This is a genomic window from Massiliimicrobium timonense (genome assembly GCF_002160865.1).
GTDB lineage: Bacteria > Bacillota_I > Bacilli_A > Erysipelotrichales > Coprobacillaceae > Allocoprobacillus.
Genome location: NZ_NFLJ01000004.1, coordinates 72,902 through 95,457 on the forward strand (window position 1 = coordinate 72,902; position 22,556 = coordinate 95,457).

Annotated in this window: 22 protein-coding genes, 1 tRNA gene and 1 other annotated feature; of the genes, 5 read left to right on the forward strand and 18 right to left on the reverse strand. The window is 29.6% G+C overall.

Going from position 1 to position 22,556, the window contains the following annotated elements; genetic code table 11:
* Nucleotides 1–4: 4 nt before the first annotated feature.
* Nucleotides 5–1,492, reverse strand: coding sequence for a putative periplasmic lipoprotein (locus B5E75_RS02125; protein ID WP_087357148.1), 1,488 nt, complete (start codon nt 1,490–1,492; stop codon nt 5–7).
* 102 nt (nt 1,493–1,594) lie between these two features.
* Between B5E75_RS02125 and B5E75_RS02130 the strand changes: the two genes are divergently transcribed.
* Nucleotides 1,595–2,134, forward strand: a complete 540-nt coding sequence (locus B5E75_RS02130) for a nitroreductase family protein (RefSeq protein WP_087357149.1) — start codon at nt 1,595–1,597, stop codon at nt 2,132–2,134.
* Nucleotides 2,135–2,195: 61 nt separating this feature from the next.
* Here the strand turns inward: B5E75_RS02130 and B5E75_RS02135 are convergent, their stop codons facing one another.
* The 4 genes from B5E75_RS02135 to B5E75_RS02150 form a co-directional block, all read right to left on the reverse strand.
* The gene (locus tag B5E75_RS02135; protein WP_087244848.1) at nt 2,196–2,414 is read right to left on the reverse strand and encodes a DUF6465 family protein; all 219 of its coding nucleotides are present in this window, start codon (nt 2,412–2,414) and stop codon (nt 2,196–2,198) included.
* A gap of 198 nt (nt 2,415–2,612) precedes the next feature.
* On the reverse strand, nt 2,613–3,200 hold the full coding sequence (locus tag B5E75_RS02140; protein WP_087357150.1) for a hypothetical protein: 588 nt from the start codon (nt 3,198–3,200) through the stop codon (nt 2,613–2,615).
* 73 nt (nt 3,201–3,273) lie between these two features.
* Nucleotides 3,274–4,128, reverse strand: coding sequence for a diacylglycerol/lipid kinase family protein (locus B5E75_RS02145; protein ID WP_087357151.1), 855 nt, complete (start codon nt 4,126–4,128; stop codon nt 3,274–3,276).
* A gap of 11 nt (nt 4,129–4,139) precedes the next feature.
* Complete coding sequence (locus tag B5E75_RS02150; RefSeq protein WP_241146605.1) at nt 4,140–5,063, reverse strand: TRM11 family SAM-dependent methyltransferase; 924 nt, start codon at nt 5,061–5,063, stop codon at nt 4,140–4,142.
* A 90-nt stretch (nt 5,064–5,153) separates the two neighbouring features.
* On the opposite strand from B5E75_RS02150, the gene B5E75_RS02155 reads away from it, so the two are divergent.
* On the forward strand, nt 5,154–6,368 hold the full coding sequence (locus B5E75_RS02155; protein ID WP_087357153.1) for an O-antigen ligase family protein: 1,215 nt from the start codon (nt 5,154–5,156) through the stop codon (nt 6,366–6,368).
* A gap of 39 nt (nt 6,369–6,407) precedes the next feature.
* A complete protein-coding gene (locus B5E75_RS02160; RefSeq protein WP_087243869.1) occupies nt 6,408–6,638 on the forward strand; it encodes a hypothetical protein in 231 nt (76 codons plus the stop codon).
* Between the two features lie 18 nt (nt 6,639–6,656).
* On the opposite strand, the gene B5E75_RS02165 is transcribed toward B5E75_RS02160, so the two are convergent.
* The 13 genes from B5E75_RS02165 to B5E75_RS02225 form a co-directional block, all read right to left on the reverse strand.
* Nucleotides 6,657–7,499: a Cof-type HAD-IIB family hydrolase gene (locus B5E75_RS02165; RefSeq protein ID WP_087357154.1), complete on the reverse strand. Its 843-nt coding sequence runs from the start codon at nt 7,497–7,499 to the stop codon at nt 6,657–6,659.
* A gap of 66 nt (nt 7,500–7,565) precedes the next feature.
* Complete coding sequence (locus tag B5E75_RS02170; protein ID WP_087357155.1) at nt 7,566–8,420, reverse strand: YitT family protein; 855 nt, start codon at nt 8,418–8,420, stop codon at nt 7,566–7,568.
* Nucleotides 8,421–8,468: 48 nt separating this feature from the next.
* A tRNA-Thr gene (locus B5E75_RS02175) sits at nt 8,469–8,545 on the reverse strand.
* A gap of 39 nt (nt 8,546–8,584) precedes the next feature.
* Nucleotides 8,585–9,172: an ECF transporter S component gene (locus tag B5E75_RS02180; RefSeq protein ID WP_087357156.1), complete on the reverse strand. Its 588-nt coding sequence runs from the start codon at nt 9,170–9,172 to the stop codon at nt 8,585–8,587.
* A 78-nt stretch (nt 9,173–9,250) separates the two neighbouring features.
* Nucleotides 9,251–9,784, reverse strand: coding sequence for a VanZ family protein (locus tag B5E75_RS02185; RefSeq protein ID WP_087357157.1), 534 nt, complete (start codon nt 9,782–9,784; stop codon nt 9,251–9,253).
* Between the two features lie 104 nt (nt 9,785–9,888).
* Nucleotides 9,889–11,214 (reverse strand): putative ABC transporter permease, encoded by a 1,326-nt coding sequence (locus B5E75_RS02190; protein WP_087357158.1) that lies wholly within the window; start codon nt 11,212–11,214, stop codon nt 9,889–9,891.
* A gap of 91 nt (nt 11,215–11,305) precedes the next feature.
* Nucleotides 11,306–11,656 (reverse strand): VOC family protein, encoded by a 351-nt coding sequence (locus B5E75_RS02195; RefSeq protein WP_087357159.1) that lies wholly within the window; start codon nt 11,654–11,656, stop codon nt 11,306–11,308.
* A gap of 1 nt (nt 11,657) precedes the next feature.
* Nucleotides 11,658–12,392, reverse strand: a complete 735-nt coding sequence (locus B5E75_RS02200) for an HAD family hydrolase (protein ID WP_087357160.1) — start codon at nt 12,390–12,392, stop codon at nt 11,658–11,660.
* A complete protein-coding gene (locus B5E75_RS02205) occupies nt 12,389–12,931 on the reverse strand; it encodes an NUDIX hydrolase (protein ID WP_087357161.1) in 543 nt (180 codons plus the stop codon). The genes B5E75_RS02200 and B5E75_RS02205 overlap by 4 nt, the downstream gene beginning before the upstream one ends.
* A 16-nt stretch (nt 12,932–12,947) precedes the next feature.
* Nucleotides 12,948–13,886, reverse strand: a complete 939-nt coding sequence (locus B5E75_RS02210; RefSeq protein WP_087357162.1) for an AEC family transporter — start codon at nt 13,884–13,886, stop codon at nt 12,948–12,950.
* Complete coding sequence (locus B5E75_RS02215; protein ID WP_162607619.1) at nt 13,887–14,693, reverse strand: HAD family hydrolase; 807 nt, start codon at nt 14,691–14,693, stop codon at nt 13,887–13,889.
* 121 nt (nt 14,694–14,814) lie between these two features.
* On the reverse strand, nt 14,815–17,889 hold the full coding sequence (locus B5E75_RS02220; RefSeq protein ID WP_087357164.1) for an ABC transporter ATP-binding protein/permease: 3,075 nt from the start codon (nt 17,887–17,889) through the stop codon (nt 14,815–14,817).
* A 123-nt stretch (nt 17,890–18,012) separates the two neighbouring features.
* Nucleotides 18,013–18,525 carry a methylated-DNA--[protein]-cysteine S-methyltransferase gene (locus tag B5E75_RS02225; RefSeq protein ID WP_087357165.1) on the reverse strand — a complete coding sequence of 171 codons (513 nt, stop codon included), beginning with the start codon at nt 18,523–18,525 and terminating at the stop codon, nt 18,013–18,015.
* A gap of 113 nt (nt 18,526–18,638) precedes the next feature.
* Nucleotides 18,639–18,871 (forward strand) — a binding site (T-box leader).
* 34 nt (nt 18,872–18,905) lie between these two features.
* Here B5E75_RS02225 and lysS point away from each other — a divergent pair.
* Nucleotides 18,906–20,396: a lysine--tRNA ligase gene (gene lysS, locus B5E75_RS02230; protein ID WP_087357166.1), complete on the forward strand. Its 1,491-nt coding sequence runs from the start codon at nt 18,906–18,908 to the stop codon at nt 20,394–20,396.
* Nucleotides 20,397–20,985: 589 nt separating this feature from the next.
* Complete coding sequence (locus tag B5E75_RS02235; RefSeq protein ID WP_087357167.1) at nt 20,986–21,912, forward strand: hypothetical protein; 927 nt, start codon at nt 20,986–20,988, stop codon at nt 21,910–21,912.
* Nucleotides 21,913–22,556 lie beyond the last annotated feature (644 nt).

The following is a 22,556-nucleotide window of genomic DNA, read 5'->3' on the forward strand; positions in this document are numbered from 1 at the left end:
CTCCTTATTCTATACTTTCTCCATCCATTGTATAATAATGATATCCATCAGAAAAATATCCCTCTTGGTGGAAAGTCAAATCCCCTTCAATAGAAAATAATTCTTCCATATCATTATTGACATCATAAATATAACTTCTTCCATTTTTATTCAACATCATATAATTTTCATCATTATATTCAATAATTGGTGTTTCTGGTAATGACGTATACTCAATAGGAAAGATTTCTTCTCCAGTTGTATCAATAATACCATACATACCATTTTCATTATAAACGACATAATATGAACTGCCTATGTACTCCATACGATAATACGTATTTTTTGTTAAAATTTGTCCTTCTTCATCAATTAATGAATATCCCTTATTATCAATTTTCACAATAGCTGTATCACTGGCATCAAATGGCTGAGCTTCAAGGTATATCTGATCAATAACTTGTTTATTATCAAAACTATAGTAAGCATATCCTTTATCCTGTATATAAACTGGAAAAATTTCAAAATACAGCAACATCACTTCTGGATAAAGCTGACAATTTTCAAGATTTCCCTTAGATAGACCATTTTTATAAATCATATGTGGCCCATAGACATCTTCTTCACGTACAAGATATGTTTTGGCATTCACATAATATGAATTAATTAAAACAGGAACACCACCCGTTGGATAAATATATGTTTTATCATCATGGGTTAAAATAATATTTTCTTTATCATCAAAATAAGCATCTTTAATTGCTATATGATTTTGAGAAGCTTCCTGCTTTTCAAAATCAATATAGATCATACTTTTTAATTTCTCATCATTGAGTATACATCCTTGATCATTTTGAATTAAAAACTCATAATTTCCTTTTTCAATCTTCATATCAAAGTTCTGTTCTTCATTTTGAGTAGAATAATAAAAATGATTATAGTCTTTAAACCCAATAACAATTGATTTTGCACTTGAATACTGATTCACATATGTAACAGCTTCTTTTCCTTTATAAAGTTCTTCACCATTTCGATATAAAACTATATATTCTTTATCTTTTAAAATCACAGGTAATCCACTTTGCATAATAGCCGTTGATTTATCAGCCTGATATAAAACTTCACCATCTTCATTTAAAACATAAAGATTTTCCTTAACAAATGTATTTTGAGTTGATTTTTCTTTTTGATCATCTTTTTTCTTTTCCACTTTTTTGGTCGCATAAAACATATCATCGACACTTTCCAGTGTTTCATATTCTCCAACAGGAATGATTTCATCACCATCTAAATCAATAAATCCTACCTGCTTTTTAGCATTTGTTATAATATACCCACGATTACCAACTTTTTCAAAAGATTGATATTGATAATCTGTTATTTGTTCACCTTCAGAATTATATAAAGCACTTAATTTTTGATCATTCGTCAACATAAAATAATGTGCCTTTTGATTTTGACTACATCCAGACAATAACATGAGTGCCATAAATCCAGCGAATAACTTCTTCACATATATTCCTCCTTTATTGCCCCTAGTATACCATAAAATTTATGTTTTAGCATTGTTTTTTCAAACAATCAGACTATAATAGAAAGCAAGAGGTGATATAAAATGAATGAAACATTACAAACAATTGCACAAAGAAAAAGTTGTCGTAGTTATCGAAGTGAAATGATTAAAGATGAAGAACTTCAAGCGATTTTAAAAGCAGGAATTCAAGCACCTAGTGCGATGAATAGACAGTTATGTGAAATCTACGCTATTACCAATCCAAGCTATATTGATGAACTCACTGAAGCTATCAAAAAAGTAAGTGAAGAACGTGGTGAAAAGAAACCAGATACTTATCATTTCTCTTATCATGCACCAATACTATTGATTGTCAGTGGTCCTGAATATGATTCAAGACGTGTAGAAGATGGTAGCTGTATGTTGGAAAATATCTTTCTAGCAGCAACAAGTCTAAACATTGGTTCATGCTGGATCAATCAACTCCGTGATACACAAGATGTTGATGAAGTAAGAAACATTTTAAATAAAATGGGTATTCCTCATAATCATCAAGTTGTTGGTTGTGCTTCTATTGGTTATGTCAATCAAGAAACACCTACAAAAGATAAAAATGAAAACCGTATTCATATTGTTAAATAAGGGATAAAGAAAGAGGCTCAAATGAGCCTCTTTCTTTGGGTATATGTTTGTAATATTAAGATTAACCGATGTATAATGGTTGGTCATTTCCAACGACTTCACCAGTTTTTGTTGTCGCAACATAATATACAGAAGAATCTTCTGGTTTATAGTAAACCTCTAATGTATCAATAGTTGTCATTTTCACACCTTTTGATTTAACATCCTCTTTTACTAACTTCTCAATAGATGTTGTTTCAACGTTTTTATTATGAAATTGTACTTGTAATTTAATTTTCACTGCGTCCCCTCCTTAATACATATTATAAATGAAAGCGTTTTACATTGCAATAAATTACTTCATTTACCTCCAACAATATACCACTTTTTTAAGAAATACTCAAATTTTTCTTGAATTTTTTATACTTATTCCTCATTTTTAAGTCTTTTTGTTAAAAATATTATCATAATCTCGCTATAAACAAGATATTTTATCAATTTATCTTATCTCCAATACAATCATCTCATATCCTTGATCTATCATTTCTTGAATTGATAAATCTTGATTCACATTCTTTTCTAAAAAAATAGGACAAATATAATATTTCTGATTCTTTTCTTCAATGATTTGACAATATTTTATTTGATTTCTTTGACATTCCACTTGATCATCTATACTTTCAAAGATTAATGCTGGATATTCATCAATAGTTTCAGTAGCTGGGCCATAAAAATAAGAAGTGACCTTTAAAGAATCAACATTTTGATGACTTCCTTGACAATTTTCAAATTGATATCCAATATAAACATATTGAATCGGTGGTATCCCATCTCTATTTTCATTTGTTTTCATGAATAAAAGCGGTCTATCTATAATCTCTCCATCTTTATAATGTCTTATTTCTATAACTTTTACATCTTTACGTGAAGTATCAATTTCTACTTGAAAGAAATAATCATAATCACGGTCTTGCATTTCATCCGCTGTTTCATTAAGATGATTGACTTCAGTTAGTGAAACAATTTCTTTTTCTTGACAACCCCACATGAAAACTATCAACATCAATAAAATAACAAATCTTTTCATGATGAACACTTCCTCTTTTTTATTATATCTTATAAATAGTGTTTTGATATAAAAAAGAAAGGTTTTATTTTTATTAAAACATCACTAAATTCAATGATTGAGGGCAAACATGAAAATGATAAACATCTTCCTTGTATTCCTCTCCATCCAAGTTACCACTTTGTTGGCAGTAAACAGTTGCTTCTTTGACTTTGTAATAATGAACTTCATGTCTTTTATGTAACTGGTGTGTTAAAAGATATGTCACCAGATAAGGAATCTTTATTTTAGGTACATAATCAACAACGCAAATATCCATATAGCCATCTTGAATTTGTGCTTGAGGTGTAATTTGAAAACCACCACCATAATATTGACCATTATTTAATGTACATAAAATAACAGGTCCATCAAATAAACATGTACCATTGCTGACAATCTTCACATTTTGTTTTTCATATTGAAAAACTTGTTTAAAAATAGAAACAATATAACTCTGTGATTCTGGAATCAATGGAATATTGGGTATATCTTTGACCTTATTTGCGATAATACTATCCAAACCAAAACAGGCAGAATTTAAATAGTAGCGATTATTGATTTGAATTGTATCTACTTTTTGTGATGATTGTTGTAAGGATTGTATAAGTATTTTTTGAATATTTTTTTCTTTTGTCAAGGTACGACAAAAATCATTCCCTGTTCCAAATGGCAATACAACAAGTTCATGATCTGTGTAAACGAGTGCCTGTAAAAGACCATTGATTGTTCCATCTCCTCCAACAGCATAAAATCTAGATGGTTGTAGACATGCCTTGATATATTTTTGACTATCCTGCATTGAAGTTGTATAAACAATCTCATAAGGAATATCTTGCATGACTGTTTGAATCATGCTTTCTAAATCATGATGACGTTTTGTATCATGCATCATAAAAATATGTTTCATTTTTCCCTCTCCTACTTACAATATGTTATATATCTTTGAAAACTCCCTTTTTGAATCGTTGCCTGATTTTCAATATGATAGCCTATCTCTATTAATTTATCATTCATGGAGATATGTGAAATAAGCACAAGTTCCCCAGCAATTTCTCTTGTCTTTTCTAAAAGTTCACATTGTTGTTGATAGGTAAATGGACTATATACCCCATAAGGGATATCTAAAATACAAACATCATATGTTTGCTTTAATTCTTTCATATCCATTCTTTGAATAAGTAAGGGATTATAACCATAATGTTCTAAATTCAATCTTGCTTGATAGGCAACATATTTATTAATATCAAATCCAACAATGTTTGCTTTCATACTCAACCCTTCTAAAACAACGGTTCCAATTCCACAACATGGATCAACAACTGTTTTAAATAAATCATTCCCCAACGCTATATTCATAACTGCTCTTGCATCTTTTAAAGCCAGTGAGTGAGAATATGAATAAGGTTTATCTTGATGTTGATTCCAGATCATATTATTTTCATAAATACCAAAGTACCATATCTGATTTATTTTTGTGAGTGCTAATATGATTTGAGGATGATGCATATTGACTAAACCGGCAATAGGTAAAGCTATCTTTTTACATTTTTCCAGTGATTCTCGATAAGGAACATGGGTTATCTCATTTTTTAAATAAATGACTTTAAAATCATAAAAACAATAATTCTGTTGTTCAATGAAATGAACTATCTCATCGAAACAACTATTCTCATATAAAATCTTTAATTTTCCTCTTATATAACCACTTCTTGTATAATCAAAATCCTGTGTTGTTATATGATATTTACTTTTCATATTTTCATGAAAAATACATCTAAATTCCATTTCACATAAATCTTTTTCATGAGGCGAATAATTATATACATATAAATATTTAAACATGTTTCCCTCTTTTCTTACATTTTTGTTATCTTGACTATTTATAGTATACATAAATTTAGAAATGTTGTAAAATAGAGATACGTTTGGGAGGTGTTTTTTATTTTTGGGATTGATTATTTAAAAACACATTTTACACATTATCAAAGATATATTATTGTGGCTATATTTTCTATGTTTTTACCTTTTTATATGTGTGGAGCTATTCTTATTTTTTTAACACTTCGTTTATTATGGAAAGGTGAAATTCAAGATGTTTATAAACAAATTCCTAAGAGTCGTTTTATTATTTATTTTTGTATATTAAGTGCTATTGTTTCTTTGATTTATCAAAACTATTATGGAGTTGTCTGTAGTATTGGTTTATTGGTTATATTATCTTTTGTTCTTTATTATCGTGTTCATATTAATTTAAGATTATTTGAATATATCACAAATTGTTTAATTGTTTTAAGTATTTTTGCTGCACTTTATGGACTCATTGAATATATTGGTATTTTAAATTCTTATAATATTGATCAATTTGAAATTATGATTTTTAATCGTCCACAAGACCGTATTAACTCTGTTTTTTTTAATGCGAATTATTATGCTATGATGATTGAATTCTTTGTATGTATAACATTTTATAAGATATTAAAAATAAAAAATATAAAACTCGAATGGAAAAGATTTATTTATTATGCATCCGTGATTGCTTTAAATCTGTTTGTTTTATTATTAACAGCCTGCCGTACGGCATGGCCTGCACTGGCTGGTGGTATACTGATTATGTTGATTGTTGATAAACACTATAAAACATGTTCAGTCATTTTAGGTATTGTTATTTTTGCATGTATCTATTTCTTATTGAATCCATCACAATTTCCTCGTGTTGATAATATTATTGATTATTTTATGACACGTGCTGGTATCTGGGAAGTAGCTATTCAAAACATTATCACACATCCATTATTTGGTGAAGGACCGATGACTTATATGCACATTTATTCATTATATAATGGTCATCCAACAGAACATGCTCATAGTATTTATCTTGATCCATTATTATGCTTTGGAATTGTTGGATTAATGACAATTGCTCCTTATATTTATTCTAACATTCAAAGGTTATATCATTTATGGAAATTAAAAATAGATAAGACACTTGTCGCTTTAGTGATTTCTTTTACAGTTATGATTTTTATACATGGATTATTAGATTATACTATTTTCTTTGTTCAAACAGGATTCTTATATCTTTTAATCGCAAGTTCTTTTGATATCTATAAAAAACCTTTGAATAAATACGAAAGCCTACGCAAGTAGGTTTTTTATGTTATAATAAATAAGAGGAGTGTGATATCTATGCATAAATGGTTCTGGTATTCTTTAAACCCTGAAGAAAAATTTCAGCGTTATAAACATTCACTTTGGCTTTTGATTCTTGCTATCATAGTGCTTTTCATTAAGTTCGATTTGATAATTGCACTTGGTTATTCTCTTGTCCTCATTATTTTTTCATATCTTGGTTATAAACATTTTCAAAGAGAAGCTATGGCATATAAAGAAAGAAAAAGTTGTCAAAAGACGTTATAAACGTTTTATGACAACTTTTTAAAATAAACCTAAGCGATGCAATTCATGATAAATTCCATCATCCTGTACACTTTCACATATAGCATCCCCATATTGCTTTAACTCCTGAGAACCGTTCCCCATAACAACACCATGTCCACACGCTTGAATCATTGCACAGTCATTCATACTATCTCCAAAAGCAATCGTATCTTGGATAGGGACATGAAGATAATCACAAACCTTTTGCACTGCAACACCTTTATCTGTTTCTTTTAAAATAATTTCACCATTAATCACATCTTGTGAAAAGATTTCATGAATGACAAAATGAAACTTATCAGACAGAATACGTTTTGGTTCTTCTAACTGTTTTTCATTTTCACACATAAAACAGATTTTTTGAACAGGTATAGGATTATTATCATAGTCTTTTAATGGATGTATATTAAAATGTTCCTTTTGTTCATTTAATAAACGTTGTAACTCAGAATTTAAATTTTCTCCATCTTTTAAACGATGTTTGACAAATTCATAATTCATCTTTTCGTCTTGAAAAGTGATATGATTTGTTTCCAAATTATATAAAACATGATGTTGTTCAAAAACATCTCTTGCTAGACGAATGTCTTCCTCTAAAAGACATGTTTCAAATATCTTTTGACCATGCACTTCAATATATCCCCCAGCACTACAGATCATGCCATCAAAACCTAATGAAAATAATGGTCTTGTTCCAGCATAACTTCTTCCAGTACACAAAAAGACTTCATGTCCATTATGTTGGACTTGATGGATAGCTTCTTTAACCTTTGGTGATACTTCACCATCTGGTAATGTGAGTGTTCCATCGACATCTAAAAATATTAGTTTCTTGTTCATTCAACCACCCCTTTTTTATCATAACCAATTTTTATAGAAAATGAAAATCCATTTCATAAATTGAAACTACAAACGTTTTTCAAAATGTCCGTCTACAGACATACCTTCAAAAAATAAAGTAAAAGCTTGTGAATCTATTTCTTTTAAAATATGCTTCAAATGATTCACTTCATATTTACTAATAACAGTGACCATAACATATGTATCATCTTTTGTATAGGCACCTTTTCCCTGCCAGAAAGTCATTCCACGTCCCATTTCTAATAAAACCTTATCTTGAATCTCTAAATGTTTTGTAAAAATAACACATGTCACATTAATATTTTGATAATGTGTCTTATCTAATACAAGTGTAAAACATGTTGTATAAATTGCTGAATAGATAGCTATTTCAATATGAAACAAAAAGTCACAGATCATATAAATAACAAGATTAATACCTAATGATAGCTTTCCTACTGAAAAATGAGGAAGTTTCTTAGTAAAATATACACCTAATATATCTAAACCTCCGCCACTTCCAGAACAACGTAAAGTTAAACCAATTCCAAACCCTGTTACAATTCCTCCAATAATACAGTTTGTTAAAATATCATCTACTAAAGGTGTTGTTGGAATCATAATAAAAGTTAAGAAAACCGTTTGTGAAATAACCGATAATAATGTTCTTACAAAAAAACGCTTAGAAATTGTTCGATAAGCTAACATAAACAATGGAATATTGATTAAGAAATTAATAATTCCTGATATATCTATTGTACTTTTACCTATTACTTGTTCTATAATTGTTCTTATAATTTGTGCAATTCCTAATACCCCACTACTATATAATTGCATTGGTACAACAAATAAGTTAATACCTAATGCAAAAATAAACGACCCCACAACAATGAAAAAATATCTTTTAATTTCTTGTTTCATCTTTCATTCTCCTTTATAAAGAAAAAAACGCATAAGCGTTTTAATACATGGTGCCGACAACAGGAATTGAACCTGCAACCTGATCATTACGAGTGACCTGCTCTACCGATTGGAGCTATGTCGGCATCTGTTAGTATTATAATACAAAAAAGAATAGATTTCCACTATTCCTTTGGTGCAATTTTCTTTAATAAACCAACATGTTGTAATCTTGGTGATATAACCATATAAAGTATTGTTGATAAAATCACTGCTATAATCGCATTAATAGATGTTGTGATGGCATTCCATGAAGCTAATGCTTTGGCTGCATTGTCGGGTGCTCCTAAAATAAAAGCTGTATAAAAATAAGAAAAAATCGGTTCTCCAATTACATTAAATAACATTCCTGCTAAAGTTGACAGGAACACTGCCTTCCATAAAGCCTTTCCTTGTTGATGTTGAATATGAAAAAGACGATGAGCAACAAGACCTGTAACAATACCAATACCTAATTTCAATATTATTGTTTTAGGAGCAACAATCACATAGGATGGATCAAGCAAATCCCCTATTCCCATTCCAATGGCACCTGCGACTCCTCCCGATACACCACCTAATAATAAGGAAGCCAATACACAAAATGTATTTCCTAAATGAAATGATGTGAATCCTCCCGGTGTAGGTATTTTAATTTGTAAAAACATAAATGATATATAACATAAGGCTGCCATCAATCCAATAACAACAATCTTTAATATTTTCGTATTCATCTCTATCACCTCAATATATACCACAGTATATACGATTACAAGCCATATGAAAATAGACAATTTTATATTTTTAAAAATTTATTCAATATTTGTCCATTTCATAATTGTTTTCTGGATATGAGGATATAAATAATGGATTGGATAATAAATAAGAATACCTATAGTGGTGCTACACAGATGAATAATGATATCTCCAAAATCATATACATATTGAATATAATAGCTTAAAAAATTGATTAATAATTGAACATTTTCTATACCAAATATAACAGCTATAGAAATCATGATTGTTTTTTTGAGAGAAAATTCTTTTTTTAATATGAAACCAAATGGAATAAATAATGCTAAATGAAAAAACGCATATTCGGGTAGTAGTTCAAACCTTACTGAAGGTGGGTAAAAATCAACTGCCCACCTTAATTCTTCTACAAAATAGTAAACTCCACCGGGATCTAAAACAAAAGGAAAAAACAACATACATATGACAAATGATACATATAATCCTACACATAATGCGTAAAAAAGGCTTCTTTTCTTAAAGAAATACATAAAACAAAAAATAACTATTGAAATCAAAATAAATAATGGATAAGAAAACTCTATCACTTCCATATTGAAAACCTCCACATTCTTTTATTCTATATTATGATAAAGATGTGGATTTTACGTATAGACAGTTTTAAGATAAAGTTAAAAATAAAGTAAAAGTATATATTTTAACGTTTAACTGGAAACTTTGCATTAGGATAAATCATTTCCATTCTTTGATCTGGAAATTGTTGATCAATATATCTTTCAACACTATTTTGGGCTTTTAAGCCATTTTGTCTTTGGGAATAACGTGATAAAGCTAATCCCGACATCAAGATATTAAAAGTCATAAAAACAACAAAACACCATGTCATAATAACACCTTTTTTATATGTGATTTTTTCAATCCATGATGAAAGAACTGGATAAATCATTTTAATCCATACCACAGCAACAATTCCCCAAAAGAAACAAAACAATAAATTAATACGACCACCTAAATTAAAAGGAAGATGACTATAATCCCAAAAAACAGTTCCAAAAACAATTTCAGTAAAAACACTACAGGCATATTCATAAGCCCCACCAACAAGAGTACCAAACATAAAGATAAAGCGATCACTTCTATCACGATATTGATATAAAAGTAAAGTCAAAACAGCACAACCAATACCCCAAACAATAGAAAATGGTCCATAAACAACACTGCTACGACTCATAAGTGTTCCTGTTGTCATATAACAGAAAATCGTTTCTACAATATCTCCTAAAAAAGCACCTATAAAAAATAACCAGACAAGTTTATAAAAAGAACATCCTTTCGCAAAAATAACATTCTTTTTTGGACGAGGTGTATCTAAGATTTCCTTTTTATCCAAATGAGGATAAGCAGATACAAAGTGTTTTAATGTCCACTCTGATATTTTCATACCTAAACGATCTGCTGTTTTTTGCATATTTTCAGACACATCTTTCACAATACCTTTTTTCACACGTGAACGTGTACTTAAAATACCAGTTAATGTCCCCAATAAATCAATCCCCATAATAATGAGTAAGATAATTAATATTATCTCTCTTATAGACATAGGAATCCAATGTAAAACACCTAATAGTAATGGTTCAATAAACTCTATACTGATAACTGCCATCAACCCCCAAAGAATTGTATAAGGCATATGAACATAACTTCCAAATTGAAATTTCTTATGAGAACAATCCCACCATTTATGATGAAAGATTTGTTGTAAAAGAAAACCGGTTAAATAAACCACCATGAAAACAATAATAGCTCCACCTAAAAAAAGAAAGAACCACTGTCCTTTTAAATCATGTAAAAGGACTGCAAATAAAACACCACAAATCCCATAAGAAGGACAATAAGGTCCATATAAAAAACCAACATCAATAAATCGATGACGACGGTAAGCCGCTAGTACAGTTCCTACCAACCATCCTATAAAAGAATAGACAAAAAATATCCCTAACTGATCATAAATAAATCTTTCCATCATTTTCCTCCATTGATAATGTATATATCATAATGAATATTTATGAATAATTCATGAAGAAAAAAGAAAAAAATCAGAAAGATTTCCGATTTTACTTAACAGGTGTTGTACATTCAATAATATTTCCTTCACTATCCACAATTTCAACAACCCAATTCTCTTTAATTTGTGTCATAGGAAAATGAACAAGCTTTCCTTTCATTTGTTTATTTAATGTTTCTAATGATTCAAATTCAAAACTTGGTAAACAATTACTTCCAAAAGAATGCTTTTCATTCACTTTTTGATAGGCAAACAAGCCTAAACGAAACCCATGAATATCAAAAACACTATAAATATCATCATAAACAGTCACATCTTGTTGTAAAAAAGATTCATAAAAGGCAACAGCACGTTGCATATCTTCTACACATAGATATAAAGACCTTAATTGACAAAACATATTATTCCCTTTCTATTCTTTCAATAGCTTCACAAATAGATGATACAAGATGTGTTGCTTCTTTTTGTACTATTTCTGGTGAGTCATAAAAAGTAAATGAACAATCAGCACTCTCCAACATAGGAATATCATTATAAGAATCACCGATACCATAGACATAATCTAAATGAAGTAATGATTTTAACTTTTTAATAGCTTCACCTTTAGAACATCCTCTTTTGACAATATCTATATATTCCTTATTTTGAAAAGCCATAATTTCTTTATATGTTGCATTTAAATCATATGTCCATTGTTTTGCCTGCTTTTCATTAACAGCATTTATAGATAATCCAAAAATATGATCATCACCAATACAATCAATAGATTCAACATATGTTTGAGCTAAAGGAATTTGAGAATTTTGAACTAATGTATAAATACGAAAATCAGCTTGAATAGACACTTCTGCTTTTTCATGATATTGTTCATAAATTGTCTTTGTGATAGCTTTTGATAAAGTCTGTTCATATAAAACATGACCTTCTTTATCTAAAATACAAGCCCCACTACTGACAATATAGAAATCTGGTTGAATACAGTTTTCAAGATAATGTTGTACCCCAATCAATGGTCTTCCTGTACACAAACCAAATAAGTGATGCTTTTGAAAAGCAAGAATAGCTTTTCGATCATCTTCTTTTACACCATTTTCAAAATATAAAGTTCCATCAAAATCACTGGCTAATGCTTTCATTCTTTCTCCTCCAAATATTTTTTAATCATTTCTAATTCTTCTTTTTTAATACAATGCGGTATTAAATTTTCAAAAACAACCCTCTGACATTCTTCAAAAGATAGCCATTTTACACTTTCAATTTCTTCTTTTTGAAGTGTCATTTCACCATCATACCATAAAACATAAACATGTGATACTTGGACATTATGAAATGGCTGTTTATGAAAAATATGGAAGCTGTCACTATAGCTTGTACCAATATAATGCAGTTGACCAATCGTTGCCTCAACACCTAATTCTTCTTTTAATTCACGTAACGCTGAAGTTTCAAAGTCACTCCCTGCTATAATATGTCCTGCACTGGAAATATCATAACAACCCGGATAAGAATCTTTATTTAAACTTCTTTTTTGTAGTAATATTTCTACATCATCACGTTGTCTTAATAACCAGACATGACTTGTACGATGTCTTATTCCATGACGATGAGCATATTCTCTTTCAACAACCTGCCCAGTTGGTTGTCCATTTTCATCAACAATATCTAAATATTCCATGTATCTTTTCCTTTCGTTAAATAAAAGCTAAAATCCTTAATACCCAAATCCAAAACGTCAATGTAAAACCACTCAATAATGTTGTCAACATCACAGCATTACTACTTAATACACCTGTATATCCCATATTTTTTGCCATCACAAAGCACGTAACAGTAGAAGCTGAACCTAACATCACTAAAATAGCTATAAGTTCTTCATTTCTAAATCCAAAAAGAATAGCCAATGGTAAAAAAATAGCACAAAAGCCAATGAGCTTAAAAAATGCAGCGATACAAGCAGGTTTTATTTGACTGATAGCTTTTTTCAATTCAAATGAAGCTCCCATTGCGATTAAACCTAAAGGTGTTGCTGTATTAGCTATGTAGGACACACTCTTAGATAAAATCACAGGCATTGATAAATGACATAAAGACCAGATAACCCCTACAACAATACCAATAATAATAGGATTGGTTAATATACCTAGACATGTCTTTTTCAATAATTGTAAATCTAAATTTTGTGATTGTCCAAATGAAAGAATAATCACAGCAAAAATATTGTACAATGGAACACTGCCAATAATCATCAATGGTCCCATTGTAGAATGACCATATATATTTTGGATTAAGGCAACACCTAATAATGCAGCACTGCTACGATATGTGACTTGAACAAATTCAGCTCTTATGGATTTTTGAGTCAAAGTACAAGAAATAAAAGCTGCAATCGTAATACTTAATAAAGTGGCAACAAAACAAAAAGCAACAAATGGAAAATTCCATGCTTTATGAAAGTCAACTGTCGCAATATCTTGAAATAATAAAACAGGCAAAGGAACAAGAAAGACAAATCTGTTAAGTTGTGAAGCAAAGCTTTCATGAATCCATCCTACCTTTTTTAAAATCATTCCTAAAACCATCATGAAAAAGACAGGGACAGTTGCATTTAAACTAAAAATTAAGTTTTCCATTTAATCCTCTGGAAACAAGATTTTTAATATACGTTCTAATCCTTGTTCATCAATAGAACGACAAATCAAATCTGATTTTTGTTTTAATAATTCAACTGCATTGCCCATTGCGACACCCACTTCACAATATTCAAACATTTCTAAATCGTTGACTCCATCTCCAAAGGCATAAGTTTCATGGCGACTCATGTGATAATAATCTAATACTTTTTGAATACCTACAGCTTTTGAAACAGTTGGAGAAAAGAACTCAAAAGCATTTTCACTGCCATGTTCATCATGATGGATAACACAACTAAATCTTTCTTTAATATATTGTTCTATTTGTGCTTTATCTTTATTTGTAACATTAGCTTCAATTTTAATGGTTCTTTTTAAAACTTCATCTTTATCAAAATCACGTTTAAACATCTCTTTAAAACCTCTCGTAGAGAAAAATTGATAAAGTTCTTGAAAACTATGATCAATATAAATAGAATTTGCTGTTTCAATCATATAATCACATTTTAAATCCTCTAACATCTGTACTGTCTGTATACATAAATCATAATCCATACAACCCTCAAAGATAGATTGACCGTCAATTTCTACATATCCCCCGTTTGCAAGAACATAACCATCAAAACCGACTTTCAAGAAATGTTGATTCATCATGGCTTTAGGTCTACCTGAACAAATCAATATTTTATGTCCTTGTTTTTGAATCCTTTTCAATTCATGAATAACACCTTCAGGTATTTCTAAAATACCTCTATTGCCATCAACCAATGTTCCATCTACATCAAAAAATAATAACTTAGACCTCATAAACTTCCCCCTATGATGTTCATTATACAAGAAAATCATTTTATCCTTTTATTTTTTCTAAGATTGAAAGAAAGCTTAATATTGATGATTGCATAAAAAGAGATAAGAATTTATCTTATCCCTATTCACTACGTAAAGCAGATACTGGATCACTTTTCGCTGCTTTCTTTGAAGGAATAATACCACCAATAAGTGTAAGAATAACACTTAAAACAATGAGAATCACTCCTCCAACTACTGGTAACGATGCACTCACATCAATATTACCAGCAATAGAATGAATAATCATATTACCCGGTATCAACAATAATAAAGTAATTACAATTCCTAAAACACCTGCTAATAAACCAACAATAAATGTTTCTGCATTAAAGACTTGTGAAATATTACGTTTCGAAGCTCCAATAGCACGTAAAATACCTATTTCTTTTTGACGTTCCAAAACACTAATATAAGTAATAACCCCTATCATAATAGAAGATACAACCAATGAAATAGCTACGAATGCTATTAAGACATAACTAATAACATTAATAATATCTGTTACAGATGACATCAATGTTCCAACATAGTCAGTATATGAAATAACTTTATCTTCATCTGTTTTTTCCATCTTGGCATTATAATTATCCAAAATATCAATCACATTCTGTTTTGTTTCAAAATCTTTAGGATAAATATTAATTCCACTTGGCTCATCAAAATTGGCATATCCCAAAAGTTTTAAATTATTTTCATATGTTGAAGTTTCTGTTGTCATTAAAGACATCATTAATTCTGATAATTCTTCTTCATCCATGTTCATTTGAATAGATTCAGCAAAAACATCAGGATTGATTTGGATAGCTGATTGCATATTTTGAGCTAAAGTACCCATCTGTTTTGTCATTTGTGCATTGATCTGGTCTTGAATAGATTTTGACATTTGAGTTGTATATTGACTAATTATAGATTGCATTTGCGTTTGCAGTAGTGTTGCAAACTGATCTGTTAAACCACTTTCTTGTAAAAGCTGAATCATTTGTTGTTGAAGTAATGTTTGAGCACGGTTTGTTGCTATATAATTCATAAAATAAGTTTGCACCTGAGTTGGATCAAGCAAATTATTTTCTGTCATATATTTTTGAAAATCTGTTGTAATAGCTTGGCTTAATGTTTCAATCTGTTCTCTTGAAAATTGTACATCTAACTGTGATAAAATATTATTCATATCAATAGTAGGCAAGGAAGACGTATCTAATTTTATTTGACTTAAATCTAGATTTCCCATACCTTTTGTTAATTGACTTTCATCAATTGTAAAAGCACTTTTTAATTTTTGTGTATTAATTGTAAATAAAGAATTCATATCAAAATCTTTATTTTCTTTTTCATCAAAACGTTTTCCAGTTAAAACATCTATTTCTTTATTTTCTAATTGTTTTTTGACTATATCACTTGATTGTGCCTGTTCGATGATATGTGTTGTTAATGTATAAGGATACCCAATTCCCGTTTTCAACATCGTTGCAGAGGCACTTTCAGAAGGTTGAACAACACCAACAATCTTTATTGTTTCTCCATTTTGAATTAATTTTTCCATATAATCATGATTTTCTCTTTTATCTTTATAAAGATCATATTTTTCATCATACTGATAATAATCACTCGCATTAACAAGTTTAAATTCTTTATTTAAGACATCTTCATAAGAATAAGACTGATTATTTTCTATTTCATCAACATCTTCTTCTTTTGCAAACTGTTCTACCATTTTATCTAATTCATCAAAATCCCTTAGTCCTAATGTATAAGACATCAAATCATTAATTTTACCACTCTTTGTTAAAACAAGGACACATTCATTATAATTTTGTGGCCAGCGCCCAGCTTTGACATCATATTGATCTTCATATAGACTCTTATCGCTAGGCATCTCAAAGAAAACATCGGTACTCATCATTGTTGACATCATACTGTTTCCACTGCTGGATGACCCTAAACCTAAAGATTGAAAAGATTGGTCTGGATGTACTTGTCGTATTTCTTTTGTATCTGTATTATAAATTTGTGGTGATACATTATAAGTATATTCCACAGCATTTGTATATTGTTTTATATTTGTATTGGATTCATCTAAATATTGTTTTAAAGAAGCCAAATCATTGGCACCAATCTTAGAAAACATATTCGTAATCATCTGTAATACTTGAATATCGCCCTCTTGTTTTTCTTCATTTTGATTATCTTGAACATCCACCATCATGGATGTCATATCAAAACCTGTACTTTGAATTTGTAGAGGATATTCTGATAACGTTTCTTCTTCAATAGATTGTATATATTGATTCACGCCATTAGAAAGCGATAATATCAAAGCAATACCAATAATACCAATCGATCCCGCAAAAGATGTTAAAATCGTTCTGGCCTTTTTAGTACGCAAGTTATTAAAACTCAAAGATAACGCTGTTAAAAATGACATTGAAGATTTACCCATGTTTTTATGTTCTGGTTTGTCCAATTTATTTTCACTTACATGATATGGATGAGAATCACTACGAATCGTTCCATCTTTCAATTCTACAATACGTGTTGCATAATCTTGAGCCAACTCTGGGTTATGTGTTACCATAACAACCAGACGATCTTTTGCGACTTCTTTTAAAAGCTCCATAACTTGAACACTTGTATCACTATCCAATGCTCCTGTTGGTTCATCAGCAAGTAAAATATCTGGATCATTCACTAATGCCCTTGCAATAGCGACACGTTGCATTTGTCCTCCAGACATCTGATTTGGCTTTTTATGTCCCTGATTACCAAGTCCTACCTGCTCTAATGCTTTTTTGGCACGTTCACGTCGCTCCGCCTTAGAAATACCAGATATTGTTAAAGCTAACTCAACATTAGATAGAACTGTCTGATGGGGAATCAAATTATAGCTTTGAAATACAAACCCAATCGTATGATTACGATATGAATCCCAATCTCTATCTTTATATTTTTTTGTAGATATTCCATTAATAATCAAATCACCTTGATCATAACGATCTAACCCACCAATAATATTCAAAAGCGTTGTCTTTCCACTTCCACTTGGTCCTAATATTGCAACAAATTCATTATCTCTTAAATTCAAACTCACACCATCCAGTGCTTTTTGAATTAAGTCACCTGTTTTATACCGCTTGTGTATATTTTTTATCTGTAACATTCTTCTATCCCCTTTATTTATGAATATCTACTATTAAATCTCTTTAATTTGAATTAAAAATGAACATTTTCATATATTTATCATTTTATATTATCTTCGACATATTTCCCGGGAAATAGATTTTTATTTCATTGAATCCAAATTGATATTTTCTAATGCAAGTAACATTCTTTTTCTTTCAAGTCCCCCAGCATATCCTGTCAAACTCCCATTCGTTCCAACGACTCTATGACATGGAATAATAATAGAGATAGGATTATGTCCAACAGCACTACCTACTGCTTGAGCAGACATTGACGATTTATTCATTTGTTTGGCTATTGTTTGAGCAATAGCTTTATATGTTGTTGTTTGTCCATAAGGTATATCACACAATATTCGCCAGACTCTTTTTTGAAACTCTGTGCCTTCTGGTGCTATTTTTAATCTACTAATAGAAGGATTGCAACCATCAAAATATTCATCTAGCCACTTTTTTGTTTCTCTTAAAATAACTGTTTCCTTTGATACAGGTCTTTCTTTTATTTTTCCCATATAATATTTTTGCCCTTCTATCCACAAACCTACTAAACAATCTTCATAACTCACTAGCAATAACCTCCCTAATGGAGATTGATAATATGTCTGATTATACATGCTTTCACCCCTTTATATTCTAACATTTTCTTTCATTCATAACAAACACTGTTCTTAAAAATGAATATCTCTTGACATTAAATATGTTTATTTATATAATACATGCGTATAGAAAAAAGGCGATGAATAGAGGAGTAATTGTTATGATGTATGACTAGAGAGTCCTGTGGGTGGAAATGGATGATAATAATAACAATGAAAAAAGACTAGGAGCTGTATTTTGGATCGTAAGTGATAAAATAACGTGTGCCACGTTACAGGCTAGACTCTGATAGGAGTTGATAAGGTTTATGTAGTGATACATAAATAAAATAGGGTGGTAACACGGTAATCTCTCGTCCCTTGTGGATGGGAGTTTTTTTATTAGGAAGGAGATAAATATGGAAGAAAGACAATTTAGTGAACAAGAATTAGTTAGACGTGAAAAACTTGATTTTTTAAGAGAAAGAGGTATTGATCCTTTTGGACAAAGATTTGATGTTACTGTTTTTTCAAAAGATATTAAAGAAAAATATGCAGGAAAAACACATGAAGAATTAGAAGAAGCAGCTATTGAAGTCAAAGTTGCTGGAAGAATTATGACAAAACGTCGTAAAGGTAAAGTATGCTTTATGCATATTCAAGATAAAGAAGGACAAATTCAGATTTATGTTAGAAAAGATGTTATTGGTGAAGAAAATTATGAAGTTTTAATTAAAAGTGATATTGGGGATATTGTAGGTATTATTGGAACTGTTTTTGTCACAAATACGGGAGAATTATCTGTTAAGGCTTCTGAGTATATTCACTTAACAAAAGCATTACGTCCTTTACCAGAAAAATATCATGGTTTAAGCGATATTGAAGAAAGATATAGAAGAAGATATGTTGATTTAATTATGAATGAAGAAGCTAGAAAGATTGCTTTTACAAGACCAAAGATTATTCGTTCTATTCAACATTATCTTGATAATCTTGGTTATACCGAAGTAGAAACACCTGTATTAAACCCTATCTTAGGTGGTGCTTCTGCTCGTCCATTCATTACACATCACAATACTTTAGATATCAATTATTATTTAAGAATTGCAACGGAATTATCTTTAAAAAGATTAATTGTTGGTGGAATGGATGCCGTTTATGAAATTGGTCGTTTATTTAGAAATGAAGGTATGGATAGAACACATAATCCAGAATTTACTACTATTGAAGTTTATAAAGCATTTAGTGATTTGGAAGGCATGATGGATTTAACAGAAGGAATTATTTCAAATGCAGCAAAAGAAGTTTGTGGTACATATGATATTGAATATAAAGGACATCAACTTTCTTTGGCACCGGGATTTAAACGTATTTCTATGACAGATGCTATTAAAGAAAAAACAGGTATTGATTTTGCAGGAGATATGACTTTTGAAGATGCAAAACAATTAGCTAAGGAACATGGTATTGAATTACAGCCACACTATGAATATGGTCATATCATTAATGAATTCTTTGAAAAATATGTGGAAGAAACAATTGTTGAACCAACATTTGTTTATGGTCATCCTGTAGAAATTTCTCCACTTGCTAGAAAGAATCCAGAAGACCCTCGTTTTACACAAAGATTTGAATTATTTATTTGTGGTAATGAATATGCTAATGCATTCAATGAATTAAACGATCCTGATGATCAATATGAAAGATTTGCAAATCAGTTAAAAGAAAAAGAACTTGGAAATGACGAAGCCAACGAAATGGATTTAGATTATGTAGAAGCATTGGAATACGGATTACCACCAACAGGAGGAATGGGTATGGGTATTGATAGACTAGTGATGTTATTAACTGGTCAAGAATCTATCCAAGAAGTTATCTTGTTCCCACAGATGAAACCTCGTAATAAATAGTGATAAAATCAAGATAATTTGAATTTCCAACGAATTAACAATATAAATATAAGCATAAATTTATGATATGATAATACGAAACAACTCATGACTATTGATCATAAAGTTATGCTTTTTTTATTCCATAAAAGAGTTAGATAATTTATAGAAAATATGTAAGTGGATGCATCTAGTTTAAATGTATAAATATGATTCATTTGTTATATACTTGAAATAGAGTCAAGCTAATGTTATAATTGACTCGTAAGTTAAACAGCATTGTATCAATGCAAAAAGGTAAGGAACGCTACTCCTTACCTTTTCTAGTTTTTATAGTGAACTTAACACTAGGATAGTTATCGCTTTATATTTCTGTCTATCCATTTACAAATATAATATGCAATTATACCTGCCACGACAGATAAAACTAAGTTAAACAACATTGTATCACCTCCTTTCAAGAGGAGGAACGATAACAATCATATTATATCAAATACAAGATATTTCACAATTAAAAACATCCTTATGCAATTATTTTTAATGCAATTTATAACAAAAAATATTATAATTCTTTTTAGTATTTTTAATGAAAGAAAAGGGTGACTATTTAATGAATGAATTTTTTGATAAGAAGAAAGCCTTACAAATCATATTAGACATAGCCTATCATAAAGGAATATCTCAATCTCAATTGATTGAAGGAATTTATGACTATTCTCATTTCAATAGAATGTGTAATGGCAAAGAAAATATAAAAATAGATATACTTGTATTATGCTGTATAAAACTAGATATCAGTTTTGATAAAATCATACAATTAAGCAAAGAAAAACCTTTGTTAGAATTGGATGCCTATTATGATCAATTTGAAATCATAAGACAAAAAAGAAATTACAATGAATTGTCAAAATTATACCAATCAATCATTTTCAACAAAAAGTTAAAAGAATTTGATAAATATAAACAATTAGCCACTCATATCCTTGCTATTATTGAAGCTCAAAACAATCATAACTTTGAACCAGCAAAACGCTTATTAGAACAAGCATTTGAACTATCAGGATATTCAATACAAAAATATAACCAATTTCATTTAACCAAAGAACAAGTAGAGATTTTAATTGACTATTCCTTATGTTGTTTTTCTTTAAATGATCCAAAATGGCAGGAAATACTGCTATATTTAAAAGAAAATAAGAATAATTTTGTTGATGAAGAAACCTTTGACTATATGTACCCAAAAATTATATACAACTTAAGTACGATATTTCTCTATAATAAAGATTATATCAACTCTTTAATCTATAGCGAAGAAGCAATACAATTTTGCAGAAACAAAAATAAATTCATAATTTTACCTTATCTATATTATAATTCTGCTTGTTGCCTATGTATGTTAAAAAAATATGATAAAGCTAAAGAATACTTAGATAATAGTAAAAGCATATTTAAAATCCAAAATAATTTAAAAGAATTTGAAAAAGTATATCAGACAGATTGCCAAATCTATTTCAAAAATAGTGACTTTACTATATAAACAATTTCTCAAACAATCAAATGAATCTCAATTCTAATAAATAGTATACATTCCAATTTTTACCATAATAATGATTAATAAAATATTCTAAACACAAAGGAATAAATTTGTTCTTATCAGATATAATAATTTATATATAAACAAATTCAAATAACATATATATAAGACTGAAGAAAAATTTCTAGATTATCTCCATATTCAAGCTATATCATCTTCGCTTATAGTAATTTTCATTTTATAACTTCTGTTCTTCAGTATTATGACTTTTTGTTGTAATTTCTTCATTGAGACTATTATCAATTTACTAGGATGCCTCGTCCACAAGAACTCGTAGAATAATTTATGAATCATGTTTCTTTCACAACGTTCTGATTTATTATCTTAGTTTACTTTACCTTTTACATCAGTTTGTCAAAGTAACTTCATCCTCAACATCACCGTCAACGATTTGTGGCTTACTACACTTGGTAATAACTATCTGTTGTTGGTTTATCTTCAACTCAATTCATGCTATGACTGACACATAATAGAGTAGAGGGAAGAAATTAATCTTCGCCCCTCTCATTGCACCGTACGTACGGGTCTCGTATACGGCGCTACATTTATATGTTAATACAACTTATCTTAGATAGTATGCGAGGGGA